The sequence below is a fragment of the Shewanella vesiculosa genome (genome assembly GCF_009994065.1).
In the GTDB taxonomy this organism is placed as follows: Bacteria; Pseudomonadota; Gammaproteobacteria; order Enterobacterales; family Shewanellaceae; genus Shewanella; species Shewanella vesiculosa.
This window is the reverse complement of the sequence record NZ_JAACSD010000007.1, coordinates 210958-224708: the sequence shown is the minus strand read 5'-3', so window position 1 is coordinate 224708 and position 13751 is coordinate 210958. Positions and strand designations below refer to the sequence as shown.

Here is a 13751-nt window from a genome sequence, read left to right as displayed (position 1 = left end):
GATGAATCAATAATAGTGAAAAAAATATTGCTGTTAGGTATAGGCAATGTATTGTACGCCGACGAAGGAGTCGGCGTGCATTTTGTCAATTATATCAAAGACAAATATCAAATTAGCCATCTAACTGACAGTATGGATATTGTCGATGGTGGCACCCTCGCCCAAGGGCTAATTCCAATGATCAGTCGTTATGACCATTTAATAGTGGTTGATACGGTTAACAGTGTTGGTGTGAAGCCTGGCGAAGTGTATTTTTTTGATTTTGACCACGCCCCTGCTGAAATTGATTGGCAAGGCAGTGCCCATGAAGTAGAAATGCTGCAAACACTCAACATGATGGACATTGTCGGTGACAGACCGCTCACATTTGTTCTCGGCGTGACCCCAACGGTAATTGAACCAATGACATTAGGATTGACGCCAGATTTACATGCCGCCATTCCTGTGATGGAACACGCACTATTATCCCATTTGGCCAGCTTAGGATTTAGCCTGGAAATTGTGGATAATATAACCATTGATCAGGTGATTCCTGACGCTTATAAGCGAGGTTGCTATGTCGATGCATAACATTCGATTTGACTTTGTATGCCAGAGGCATGTGCCATTATATGAGCACTTGTGTAATCAATATCTGGACCGGACTGAACTTAGTATTAGTATTGGTACAGAATCTGACCCGCAAACAAGTACCACACGTTATTTTATTGAAGCCTTTGCCACACAAGCTCAACTTGAAGCGTTAGCAGACGATATTGCCAGTGATTTTTTACTGTCGGTTTGGTTACTTAACACTCATATTGAACGTATTGAGCAGCACAGTGGCCAGCGAAAACCTTTGGCGATCTCAGCCAAATCTTCAGGGTCACCTTTGTATTTTTGCCAACATTGCCAACCACTGTTTGGCGATAATCAACAGCCCTCTTTTGGTAATATAAACCTGCACTGTGAACACTGCATGGGGCATGAGAAACTCAGTCGTGATGAAAAATCGTTAACTCAGGCCGATATTGTGTTAATGGCCAACCGCTTAATTAGCCATAAATCACTGCCCTTACCTATTCTCGGGTTAACCTTGTGGTTAACGCCACCCAGCCCATTAACAGATGAGCAAGCCAAAACGCCAACGCAGACTGAAACACGCCAAGCGAATCAATACCAAAGACCACACATATTAATTTGTAACCCCAATTCACTGAATAGCCATTTTATCGTCAATGACAGCCAAGTATTAGCTTTATCGAGTATCGAAAAACCGTTAATTTGCGTTCGAGCAAGTAGCGATCATCCTAGCTTATTGGCGCCCTTGTATGAGATCCAATTCGCTGAAAACCGTTTGTTGGTGATCCTCACCGAAGTGCTGCGCCAAAAAGGCATTCATTGGTTATACGTGAGCAAGAATAGCGATCAACAAACCAGCCACGATGGCGTACTGAAAGCGCCATTGCGTTTAGCGATGATTAATCATCAGTGGTTGCCCATTACCAGCCTGAGTAATGGTACTATGCCGTTGCCCTCTACTATCACCTGTTTACATGATGAAAATAACTATCAAGATGGTCATTTTGCGTTTCGTGCTCACACCACAAACACCAGCATAGACTGGCAAGTCAGCCCTGCTGAGCCACCAGCAACAGTGTTAGAGAATGTCATAACTGACGATTCAAGTGATGTCAGCACCTCAATAACGACCAGTTTATGTGCATTAAATGCCGCACTATTACGTTGTGACCTGACCAAAAAAATTCGTAAAGCGCAATTTGTAAAACATGCTGCGGTACTATATTTCAGCCAACATAATGCCAGCCAAATCGTCACCCTAGACAGCCAAAGTCAGCCTGAGTTGTTTTTTGAAATCCCCAAACTGCCTTTATCTGGTTATGAGATTTGTCATCGCTTATCTGAGTCGCCACAAAAAAGTCTGTTGGATAAGTTTAAGCAGTTATTTCCTGCTGAGTATAACCAACTGTTGGATCTGCACATTCAAGCAGATGATGGCGCATTGTCACAATTAATGGCGGTTGCCACGCTTATTATTGGCGGCTATTCGGTTGAGACCGCTCAGCGAGTCACTGTCACTGAACTTGCCGATAAATTTATCGCCCTGGCAATGGCGCATCAGGGTAACAACGCTCCGCGAATTGACTTTCCGCTCACCAAGGGAGCCGCGCATCGAGGTCTCAATTGGTGTAAAACGTTAGGCACATTAATGAGTTTCAAGCTAGCGGGTGAAACTAACTTAGCCAAATTAGCGTTTGCATTTCATGATTCGTTTGCAGATTATTTAAGTCATTGGATAGAGCATTTAGATCAAAATATTGGCATAAAACAATTAGTGATTGCTGGCAGTGACTTTGCCAATCCGGTGTTAACTGAACGAGTGCAAATACGCATTGGTAAAAATTTTCCCCTAGTGGTTAATCCGTTATTGGATTTTGATGGCGTTAATATCGCAATAGGTGGTCTATATCTCAAACAACGCCGCGGATAAAGGGTATCTTTAGGTATATCAGTTTTTGCTTATCCTCGTTTGAGATTGAGTTTTTATGAAGCCATTACGACAAGTTACCGTTATTGTTAAAGGTATTGTACAAGGAGTTGGATTTCGTCCCTTTGTGTTTAGGCTGGCACACCAATTGAATTTAGTGGGCAGTGTGCTCAACAATCATCTTGGGGTGACAATTATTTTGCAAGGCAGTAACCAGCTGATTGAGCAGTTTATGGATAGTTTGACTCAATCACCTCCGCCATTAGCGCGAATTGATGCCATTGAAGTCATAAATCACCGCCAATTAAGTCAATTTGACGGCTTTAGTATTATCGATAGCAGCATTTTAGACGGCGAACATGCCAACGTCGCGATTTCAGCCGACATGAGTATTTGCCTAGATTGTCTTGATGACATTAACGATCCTCATAACCGTCACTATCAGTACCCGTTTACCAATTGCACAAATTGCGGCCCGCGTTATAGCATTATTGATTCACTCCCCTATGACAGATGCAACACCGCGATGGCGGATTTTGTGATGTGCGATCGCTGCCGCGCGGCTTATACCGATCCACTCAATCGACGCTATCATGCTCAGCCAGTGAGTTGTCCCCACTGTGGCCCACAATTAACCTTTAGTACCATCAATGCTAACGCCGAATTTCTCTATGACTCGTCGATGTTAATCGCATTAGAGCAAGCCGTTGAAATGATTAATCGCGGCGGCATTGTGGCCATTAAAGGCTTAGGCGGATTCCATTTAGTCTGCGATGCCACTAATAATGACGCTGTGGCAGCACTGCGCCAGCGTAAACAACGCCCAGCAAAACCTTTGGCGATTATGGTCACCAACTTAGCTCAAGCTCAACAGTGCGTTAGTGGCACGCCAGCAGAATGGCAAGCATTAACCAGCCCTGAGAAACCCATTACCTTGATGAATAAACGTCATACTCGTGCAAAGAGTGATAACAATGATGCTGCAAATAAACATAATAACGCTATCGAACTTAGCTCATTGCTAGCACCAGGTATTGATCGCCTTGGGATCTTTTTGCCCTACACCCCATTACACCATTTATTAATGCAGCGTTTAAACAAGCCCATTGTGGCGACCAGTGCCAATCGCAGCGGCGAGCCGATTATCACGAATAAGACTGATATCGAAAAATATCTAGCCCATGTTATTGATGGGATACTTGACCATAACAGGCCGATTATTAATGCCTGTGATGACAGTGTGGTGCAAGTGATCGACGAGCAGGTGCAAGTGATTCGATTGGCCCGTGGCTATGCGCCACTGACCATCAACCTTCATTCTCCCATGCTATCCAATAGTCAACACAGCGTATTAGCGGTTGGTGGGCAACAGAAAAACACCGTTGCATTTGGCTTTGACGATAATCTGATTGTTTCGCCACACATTGGTGATTTATTCAATCTAGAAGCACAGCAATATTTCAACCAAAGTTTAGCAACGTTCAGTCGCCTATATGATTTTAGCCCGAGCCATATTGTGCATGATAATCATCCACAATATGCACCGACTCAATGGTCGGTGAAGTATCAATGTGAGCATCAACTGCCGCCATCTCATTGTATTGGCGTACAACATCATTTCGCCCATGTACTGTCGGTGATGGCAATGCATCAACATACTGATCAAGTTGTAGGATTTAGCTTTGACGGAACCGGCTTAGGCGATGACAGCGTACTATGGGGCAGCGAAGTGATGCTGGCAGATATACACGGTTTTACCACTTTGGCACACTTTAGCTCTTTTAAGCTTATTGGTGGTGAACAAGCGATTAAGCAGCCAGTGAGAATTTTACTGGCATTATTATTTGAGCAGATGTCACTGCAACACGTGCTCACACTTCCCATTGCTGCGATACAAAATTTAGGCCGACATAAGGTAATGAATTTGTATCAGTTATGGCGTAACAATAGCCATTGTATTGAATGTCGCTCTGTAGGACGCTTATTTGATGCACTGGCGGTGGCATTAGACTTTATTGGCAGCTCACAATATGAAGGCCAAGCCGGTATGATGATTGAAGCCGCTGCAAATGACTATCTTAACAATGTCGGTATTGAGGGCTTACCGGCACTCTTACCGGTAACACTCAACAGGTTAAGCTGCACGGGTAATCAGGCGGATAAAGCAATTGAGCCAGTGCAATGGCACAGCAGTGACTTTATCGCTCAGTTAATCAATCATTTGCTCACTCACTCACAGAGCACTTCAATTAAACAGCAAATATGTTGGCATTTTATTCATGCCATTAGCCAGCAAGTTAATCAAGTCGCTCAACAGTATCCGCAGCTACCACAGGTATTTTGTGGTGGTGTATTTCAAAATAAACTCTTACTTAGTCAATGTCTTGATGATTGTCATCAAGGTGGCAGGCGCTTTTTACCCAGTGGTCATATCCCTATCAATGACGGTGGTATTGCATTGGGACAATTGTGGTACGCCATTCATCACATGGCTTAGTATTAAATGCTAGAGGTTTTTTACCCTGCCTCTGCAATCGACTTACCGTGAATTAGATAATGCTTAACTGCTAATTGACGGTGGTATTGCATTGGGACAATTGTGGTATGCCATTAATCACATGGCTTAGTATTAAATGCTAGAGGTTTTTTACCCTGCCTCTGCAATCAACTTACCGTGAATTAGATAATGCTTAACTGCCAATAATTGCGCTATTGATCACATAATTTACTCAATAGCACTTTTGTTCACAGTCTTTATTACAAAATCTGATGTGCATCAAAGAATGCAGTAACCAATTAACCGACACTTATTGATAATCATAACAATAAGGTTAGGGAACATCATATGTGTAAAGATTGCGGTTGCTCAATGACTCATGACCATACTCTTCATAGTAATCCTCAGCTTAACGACAAAAAGACGTTAGCGGTTATCCATAAAATATTGGATAAAAATGACGTAGAAGCACAACATAATCGTGATCATTTTGCCGCTCATCAGGTAAGCGCATTTAACTTAATGAGCAGTCCCGGTAGCGGTAAAACCAGTCTGTTAGAGTGTTTACATGAATATCTCGATGCTCGTTATGCGGTAATTGAAGGAGACCTTGAAACCTCACGCGATGCCGACCGCTTAATAGCCAAAGGCATCAATGCCTATCAAATTCAAACCGGCTCAGCCTGTCATCTCGACGCTTTTATGGTTCACGGCGCACTGCATCACATTAATTTAGATGATGTAGAGATTTGTTTCGTTGAGAACGTCGGCAATCTAGTGTGCCCAGCCAGTTATGATGTCGGCACCCATAAAAATATTGTGTTGTTATCAGTGCCTGAAGGTGACGATAAAATTGAGAAGTATCCAGTGATGTTTCGCCGTGCCGATTTGGTCGTTATTACTAAATCTGATCTGCTGCCTCACTTTGATTTTAGTATCGATGAGGCTAAAGCACAGTTAAGTAAATTAAATCCCAACGTTGAATTATTAGTGGTATCAGTGAAAAATTCTGATTCAATGAAAGCATTGGCGAGCTGGTTTGATAAGCATCAGGAATATTAATTATGTGTTTATCAATCCCATCAAAAGTTGTTGAAATTCATGACGATGAAACAGTAACGGTTGATACGCTTGGCGTAAAACGCCGCGTGAGTTGTCATTTAATCAGTGATCCGCTCGCCATCGGTGACTTCGTCTTGATTCACATTGGTTTTGTGATGAATAAAATTGACCATAAAGATGCCCAAGAAAGCCTCGATTTGTATCGTCAAATAGTCACCGCGATGCAATTGGAGTCGGCGCAATGATGACCCTCAATGACTTTTATCAAGGATTTCGAGATCCACTGACGATTCGTCATTTGGCGCAATTAATTGCGCAACAAGCAGCTAAAACCAACGAGCAAATAAACATCATGGAAGTGTGCGGTGGTCATACGCACACTATTATGAAATACGGCTTATTACAATTATTACCCGCCAACATTCACTTTATTCATGGTCCTGGTTGTCCGGTCTGCGTTATGCCCAAAGAACGCATTGACCATGCAGCCGCCCTTGCCTCCCAAGCCGATACCATATTAGTCACCTTAGGCGATATGATCAGAGTTCCCGGTTCTGTGGGCAGTTTGGCGCTATTTCGCTCAAAAGGCTGTGATATTCGGCCAATATACGATCCACTAGATACCCTAGCGATTGCCCGTGATAATCCCGATAAAACGGTGATTTTTTTCGCCATTGGTTTTGAAACATCAACGCCAATGACAGCGGCATTATTAGCGCAAGCTGAAGCGCTAAAGATCGACAATTTATTGTTTCATATTAACCATGTGCTAGTGCCACCAGCCATTGATGCTGTGATGTCTGATAGCCGCTGTCAAGTCAATGCCTTTATTGGACCAGCACACGTGAGTGTGATTAGCGGCGCCCAAATTTATCAATCTACTGTGGATAAATACAAGACACCGGTTGTGGTGTCTGGCTTTGAACCTGTGGATGTTATGGAATCTATTTTGCGCATTGTGCGTCAAAAAGTAGCAGGCAAAGCGGAACTTGATAACCAATACAGCCGCTCAGTGAGCTACGAGGGCAATATTGCCGCACAGCAACTAGTCGACAAATACTTTATGGTTCGCGACAGCTTCCGTTGGCGTGGACTTGGGCCGATTGCTAACTCTGCGCTGACGCTGCGGTCTGAATATCATCACCGTGATGCTGAACGTATTTATGCCAAGATATTGCCCACAGAGGAAATTGATGATCATAAAGCCTGCATGTGTGGCGATATTTTGCGTGGTTTGGCCAATCCTAAAGACTGTAAAGTATTTGGCCGAGGTTGTACGCCACAAAGCCCGCTTGGCAGCTGTATGGTGAGCTCTGAAGGCGCCTGTAATGCTTATTATCGCTATGGAGAAGTGAGTCATGTCGACTAAAAAAACCATTCAGCTTAGCCACGGTGGTGGCGGTAAAGAGATGGACCAATTGATCCATGAGCTGTTTTTTAAAGCCTTTGATAATCCCATTTTAACCGCGCAAGAAGATGCGGCCACATTGAACATGTGTGGTCATATTGCCTTTACTACCGATTCATTCACGGTTTCACCGTTGTTTTTTGCTGGTGGCGATATCGGCAAGTTAGCGATTGCTGGCACAGTAAATGATTTAGCTATGATGGCCGCGCAACCTGAATATTTGAGCTGCAGCTTTATTATTGAAGAAGGATTTCCTCTTGATGACTTAAAAACCATTGTTAACAGCATGGCGACTGAGTTACGTAAATCTGGCGCTCGAATTGTCTGCGGTGATACTAAAGTGGTGCCTAAAGGCTGTGCAGATGGCTTGTTTATAAACACGTCTGGCGTAGGGCGTATTTTACGTCCTGATATTTCAGCGCGTAACTTACAAGTCGGAGATGCGATTATTGTCTCTCGGGATATTGGCTGCCACGGCGCGGCCATTTTAATGGCTCGCGATGGCTTAACGCTTGAGTCTGAATTGCACAGTGATTGCGATACTTTATGGCCTATTATTGAGCAGTTACTTGTGGCCAACATTAACATTCATGCTATGCGCGACGCCACTCGGGGCGGCTTATCCGCAGTATTAAACGAGTGGGCTAAAGCGTCGCAAATTGGCATTAACATTGACGAAGCCAGTATTCCTATTTGTGATGAAGTCAAAGGCTTATGTGAATTATTTGGCTTTGAACCTTTTGATTTAGCCAATGAAGGCACCTTTATTATGGCCTTACCAATGGATGTAGCCGAAGGCGCAATTGAAGTCATGCAGCGTTATGGTCATTGTGAGCATGCGGCGATAATTGGCCAGGTGACTGACGGGCATCCTGGTAAAGTGGTGCTGCAAACCCCTTGGGGCAGCAGTCGCTACTTAGATTTACCACAAGGTGAATTGCTGCCAAGGATTTGCTAATGCATGAATACTCGATTGTGATGGCGTTAATGGAGCAGTGCGAAGCCTTAGCTTTGGAGCATCAAGCCACAGGCATAGAGCAAGTGGTGCTTAAGATTGGTATTTTAAGTGGCGTCGAACCCGCTTTATTATCCCAAGCATTTGACACCTTCAAGCTTGAAACCGTATGCCATAACGCTAAATTGATGATAAATATTCAACCGTTAGTGTTGCAATGCCGCGACTGCAAAACGCAATCAGAAGTCAATGAGCGCACTGTGATATGCCCTGAGTGTGGCGGCAATAACACTCTAGTGATCGATGGTGAAGACATGATGCTGATGCAGTTGGTGCTCGATACCTAGCATTGATACAGATAACAATTAACAGATTATTGAACGACGCGTTAACTCAATCAAAACGATGATAACAAAAGTAAACCCAACAGAAGGACTCCACCATGAAATATTTATCTCTTGCCTTTATTCTTGCCACCATTCCATCTATTGCCATGGCACATGAGGGACATGGAGGGGTAGGACTTTTTCATCATTTCACTCAACTCACTCCAGCCATCGTACTTGTGGCCATTGTGGCCTTTATCTATTGGAAGCGAAGTAAGTAATCAAGCGACTCGTGGTTAAGCGATAGGTAACGCCAGTTTAGGCTCTGAATTGCTAAGCAAGAACAAACTGATTGCCTTAACAGAGTTAACCTGAACTCAAGTTAGTGAGTGTATAGCAGCAATAAAAAAGCCTTCCAGAGGAAGGCTTATTGTGTGGCAGCAACTTATCAGCAGCGCAAAATGGACTCAGTTATCGACTCAGTTCTGCGGTAACTAGGCTTAGAACATGTCAGCAGGCATGGCCATAATCGATTTATCACCTTGATTAACTTGTGATAAATGATATTGAGATTTTGATAGTAGCTTATCCATGTAGAAATCTGCCACAAATTGTTTTTGCGCCGCAAAGCTTTGATCTTCGTGGCTTGATGCTTTATCGGCCATTAATAACCAGAAGTAACCGTATACTGCGTAACCAAAGGCATCTAAAAAGTCGACCGCACAAGAGTTTACTAATGCTGGTTGAGTTTTCTTGTTAGCATTAATGTAGTTAGCGGTTGTCAGCAACTCATCAAATACTCGGCTTACCATCGCTTTATGATCGCCATTTGCCTGAGTTAACTCAATAAGACTCGCATTCACTTCAGCGACAAATTCAGTCAAGGTAGCAACGTCATCACCGGTAATTTTACGGCCTAAAAAGTCGATAGCCTGAATACCGTTAGTGCCTTCGTATATTTGTGCAATACGAGTATCACGCACAAACTGCTCAATACCTGTTTCACGGATATAACCATGACCACCAAAGACTTGCTGGCCCATGATGGTGGCATCTAAACCGCGGTCAGTTAAAAAGGCTTTTGATACTGGGGTCAGTAAACCTACATATCTAGCCGCTTTTACTTGTACATCACCACTGGCATATTTTGCTAAATCCAGCTGCTTACCGGTATATACCGACAATGCTCTACCCGCTTCGGTCATAGCGCGAATCGTTAATAGCATACGTCGCACGTCGCCATGAACAATAATTGGATCAGATGTTGCACCCGTGGCAGAACCCGCTGCTGCGATACCTTGTAAACGATCTTTAGCATATTCACTGGCCATTTGATAAGCCGCTTGCGCGTTACCTAAACCTTGTAAGCCAATGGCTAAACGCTCATAGTTCATCATGGTAAACATACACACTAAACCACGATCCGGCTCACCGATTAAAAAGCCTTTAGCATTATCGTAGTTCATCACACACGTCGCGGATGCTTTCAGCCCCATCTTGTGTTCAATAGAACCTACCGTTACACCATTAGGTTCGCCTAAGCTACCGTCGCTGTTAACGCGAATTTTAGGCACTAAAAATAATGAAATACCTTTTGAACCGGGTAGTTTAGCTAATACTAAGTGAATAACGTTTTCAGTTAAATCTTGATCGCCGCCAGTAATAAAAATTTTGTTACCCGTAATGGCGTAGCTGCCATCATCAAGTGGTTCTGCTTTAGTGCGAATACCACGTAGATCAGAACCTGCATGAGGCTCGGTCATGTCCATGGCACCAGCCCATTGGCCAGTATACAAATTAGGTAAATAGGTTTGTTTTAACTCGTCGTTGGCATGAGCATTAATACATAAGGCAGCGCCTGCGGTAAGTGAACTGTAAAGCGTAAATGAATTACATGCGCTATAGCCCATTTCATCTACCAGTACACCGAGCATTTTGGGCATACCCATGCCACCAAAATCCGCCTCGCCGCATAATCCCACCCAACCGCCATCAGAAAACTGCTGATACACTTCTTTAAAACCATCAGGGGTAATAATGTCGTTACCTTTATGAACCACACCTTGCTCGTCACCGTTGCGATTTAAAGGGTGAAGAAGATCACGGCTGATCTTATTGGCTTCCTCTAGAATGGCGAATGCAGTATCAAGGTCAACAACATCTGCCATCGCAGGAAGCTGTTCCCATGTTGCTTTTGCATCAAATACCTGTGCCAACAAGAATTGCATGTCCTTTAACGGTGCTTGGTATGGGTTCATAAGAGTCTCTTAAACGAATAATTAAAACAGTTGTTTTAATTTATACTAAAGCGTCACAAAAGGAAAAGCTTTTTAGCAATTATCTAACCATATTTTGACGAATGTTGGCTTCTCACTTGCCTTTATGTTGATTGTTTAGGTTTCTCAACCCAATAGGGTTTCAATGAGTTACAATTGGCCGAACGCTGATTGGGTGAGCAACTTATTTAATTAACAACTATGGTGTGTTTAAAGCACATTGTTCACCACAATAAACAGACCTTAGCATTAGATAATAGCAAGTGACACTTTATGCATACTCGTAATGACTCGCAGGCCTCATCACCAATTTTATCTGAATACTTTCAGCAAGTAACAGTTATTGGTAATGCAAGTGGTGATTGGCAACCCGCTCAAATTGGACATACTTTCATCTTTAATGGCACTCAACATGAAGCCGATAAAGTGATTAATATTTGTAATGGGCCTTATGCTGGCTCACATTATGCTTTTGTGGTCAGTAATAGCCCGGATAACGATCAATTAGTGTCACTGCTTACCGAAGTAGGCGAAACTCTCGAGGTGCAGTTAACCTGTTGGCCATCATCAGGACTGGTGACTATTTTATTAATGTCCCTGATGGCACAACAGGTCAATGTACAGCGGATGTCTTTATTACCCTCTTTAGCCAGACCTGATGACATGCCGGCGAATGAGTATTTACCCTGCATGGTGCATAATTGGTTAGGCGAACGTCGTATCGCTTTAGGATTACAGCTCACCAGCCATAATATTCAGTGGCCAGCGTTATTTCTCGATGATGCATCTCCCCTATTGCCGCAGGATAATGATCCCGTTGATATTAATCCATTTGAAGTATTACTTAGTGATGCGGTCCGTCGCCGGCAAAATAAGCTATTAAGTCCAGACAATACCGACCCACAATTTAAGGTCGCGCAACGCTTAGCCCTGCAAGTCAGCTCGGATACACCAGATAATCTTGAGGTGCAATATGCGTTACTCGCCGCATTAAGTAACTTACCTAGTGTGCAATGGTTAACCTACGCCAATCAAAGCGACTTAATCTTGGCTGAGTCGTTGTTTTATAATCAATACCCAGACAGCCAAGCCAGTTATTGGTACCTAATTGATTATCAAGCATCACAATACTTAGACACTATCCGCCATCACCTTGCTTATTGTCAGCAAGTCATAGCGTTAACGGCCAAGCAGGCTAATGCAGAATAGTAAACACCACACAAAAAACGCCTCTATTTAGAGGCGTTTTTGTTAATGATTAATGATTACCACATTAAATCGTCTGGAATTGCGTAGTCGGCATATGGATCATCAGCGCCACTTACCTGCGCCACAGAATCTTTAGCCGCTTTATCCCACAAATAACCACACCACTGCGGCACAAGTAACTTCACTCGTTCAGCAAGCTTATGCGGCACTATGTAGCTTTTATCTTCATGACGGATGATGCCTAAGGTGCCATTTAATAAATCAGCTTGAATTTTGTCGGTGATGTAAACCGAATATATTTTGTTTTCTAGGGTGTAGTTGAATTTCAGCTCTGCATCTCTAGAAACGGTAATGGCAAATTTAGCAAACTCGCTGATTAAGCCACGGACTTGTCCTTTTTCAGTTGCTGCGGCAAAGCGCTGCTCATTTAAGGCTTTATCTTTTTTGGCTTGTGCTAATTTTTGCTCAGCAATCTGTTGCTTGAGCGCTGAACTGCCGTCATCTACCTTTGATTTTTTATCACGACGCTTTTGGGTTTTAACGTCGCGCACTTTTTGTTTACTGGCAAGACCTGCTTTAAGCAATTGATCTTGTAATGCATTGGCCATGTTATATACCTTTAATTTTATCGATTTTTATAAACCGTGCTTCGCGGCAATGTCACCTAATTCGGTCATTGCAATACTGGCGCCACCTAATGACCAACCGCCATCAACGGGTAATACTACGCCGGTAATATATGATGCCATATCTGATGCGAGGAATAAGGCAGCGTTAGCAATGTCCTGACCCTGGCCATTACGTTTCAACGGCACGCTATTTGCCACCCGTTGCTGTAACTCATCAGTGGGGGCTAAACGGTTAAAGCCTTCAGTATCGGCTATAGGCCCTGGCACAATAGAGTTAATTCTAATGCCTTCAACGCCCCACTCTAACGCTAAAGTGCGAGTGAGCATATCAACACCGGCTTTAGCGGCGCAAACATGCACTTGCAATGGCATGGCGATATAAGCTTGTGGCGCAGAAATTTGAATAATGCTGCCATTTGGACGAGATAACAATGGATAAGCATGTTTCAATACTTGAAAGCTGCCAATTAAATCAATATCAATAACCGATTTAAAACCATTAGGAGACAATTTTGCCGCACTGGCAGGGAAATTACCTGCAGCACCACTGATCAACACATCAATGTGCCCATAAGTGGAAGCAATTTTATCAAACCCAAGGGTTAACGCATCGTTGTCGCGCACATCAAAACTCACCCCTAAATGAATAGCATTTGGATTAGCTTGATTGAGTAATTCAACGGCGGCATTGACCTTATCAACACTGCGACTGGCAACGGTAACATTGGCGCCAGCTTTTGCAAATTGAATCGCAACTTGAAGATTAATGCCAGAGGTACCACCCACCACGACAACATTTTTAGCCGTGTAATCAAACCTTGTATTATCAGACATAGTCATCCTTTATTTCTGTGTGATTGCTTGATGTAGATAAGTGTACTTTGCTGGCATCATTGCTAGA

Annotated in this window: 13 protein-coding genes; 10 read left to right on the top strand and 3 right to left on the bottom strand. The window is 43.3% G+C overall.

The genetic code is table 11. The features are described 5' to 3' along the window. Positions 1–15 precede the first annotated feature (15 nt). The 9 genes from GW828_RS09105 (at position 16) to GW828_RS09065 (ending at position 9017) form a co-directional block, all read left to right on the top strand. Positions 16–570: a HyaD/HybD family hydrogenase maturation endopeptidase gene (locus GW828_RS09105; RefSeq protein ID WP_273058130.1), complete on the top strand. Its 555-nt coding sequence runs from the start codon at positions 16–18 to the stop codon at positions 568–570. Continuing rightward, positions 557–2491, top strand: a complete 1935-nt coding sequence (locus GW828_RS09100; protein WP_273060399.1) for a NiFe hydrogenase — start codon at positions 557–559, stop codon at positions 2489–2491. Before GW828_RS09105 ends, GW828_RS09100 begins: the two co-directional genes overlap by 14 nt. A gap of 55 nt (positions 2492–2546) precedes the next feature. Then, positions 2547–4985, top strand: coding sequence for a carbamoyltransferase HypF (gene hypF / locus GW828_RS09095; protein WP_273058132.1), 2439 nt, complete (start codon positions 2547–2549; stop codon positions 4983–4985). Between the two features lie 348 nt (positions 4986–5333). Next, positions 5334–6047 carry a hydrogenase nickel incorporation protein HypB gene (gene hypB, locus GW828_RS09090; protein ID WP_124014778.1) on the top strand — a complete coding sequence of 238 codons (714 nt, stop codon included), beginning with the start codon at positions 5334–5336 and terminating at the stop codon, positions 6045–6047. 2 nt (positions 6048–6049) lie between these two features. Then, positions 6050–6292, top strand: coding sequence for a HypC/HybG/HupF family hydrogenase formation chaperone (locus GW828_RS09085; RefSeq protein ID WP_124014777.1), 243 nt, complete (start codon positions 6050–6052; stop codon positions 6290–6292). Next, positions 6289–7416 carry a hydrogenase formation protein HypD gene (gene hypD / locus GW828_RS09080; protein WP_273058133.1) on the top strand — a complete coding sequence of 376 codons (1128 nt, stop codon included), beginning with the start codon at positions 6289–6291 and terminating at the stop codon, positions 7414–7416. Before GW828_RS09085 ends, hypD begins: the two co-directional genes overlap by 4 nt. Continuing rightward, positions 7406–8413: a hydrogenase expression/formation protein HypE gene (hypE, locus tag GW828_RS09075; protein ID WP_273058134.1), complete on the top strand. Its 1008-nt coding sequence runs from the start codon at positions 7406–7408 to the stop codon at positions 8411–8413. The genes hypD and hypE overlap by 11 nt, the downstream gene beginning before the upstream one ends. Further along, the gene (locus GW828_RS09070) at positions 8413–8757 is read left to right on the top strand and encodes a hydrogenase maturation nickel metallochaperone HypA/HybF (protein ID WP_273058135.1); all 345 of its coding nucleotides are present in this window, start codon (positions 8413–8415) and stop codon (positions 8755–8757) included. Before hypE ends, GW828_RS09070 begins: the two co-directional genes overlap by 1 nt. A gap of 95 nt (positions 8758–8852) precedes the next feature. Next, the gene (locus tag GW828_RS09065) at positions 8853–9017 is read left to right on the top strand and encodes a hypothetical protein (protein ID WP_165870019.1); all 165 of its coding nucleotides are present in this window, start codon (positions 8853–8855) and stop codon (positions 9015–9017) included. 219 nt (positions 9018–9236) lie between these two features. Here the strand turns inward: GW828_RS09065 and GW828_RS09060 are convergent, their stop codons facing one another. Continuing rightward, positions 9237–10994 (bottom strand): acyl-CoA dehydrogenase C-terminal domain-containing protein, encoded by a 1758-nt coding sequence (locus GW828_RS09060; protein ID WP_124014773.1) that lies wholly within the window; start codon positions 10992–10994, stop codon positions 9237–9239. A gap of 291 nt (positions 10995–11285) precedes the next feature. Here GW828_RS09060 and GW828_RS09055 point away from each other — a divergent pair, with 291 nt between their 5' ends. Further along, positions 11286–12221 carry a hypothetical protein gene (locus tag GW828_RS09055; protein WP_273058136.1) on the top strand — a complete coding sequence of 312 codons (936 nt, stop codon included), beginning with the start codon at positions 11286–11288 and terminating at the stop codon, positions 12219–12221. Positions 12222–12277: 56 nt separating this feature from the next. Here GW828_RS09055 and GW828_RS09050 read toward each other — a convergent pair whose 3' ends face one another. Next, entirely contained in the window at positions 12278–12829 is a 552-nt protein-coding gene (locus GW828_RS09050) for a DUF2058 domain-containing protein (RefSeq protein WP_124014771.1), read from the bottom strand. A 27-nt stretch (positions 12830–12856) separates the two neighbouring features. Further along, entirely contained in the window at positions 12857–13684 is an 828-nt protein-coding gene (locus GW828_RS09045; protein WP_124014770.1) for an SDR family oxidoreductase, read from the bottom strand. Positions 13685–13751: the final 67 nt, after the last annotated feature.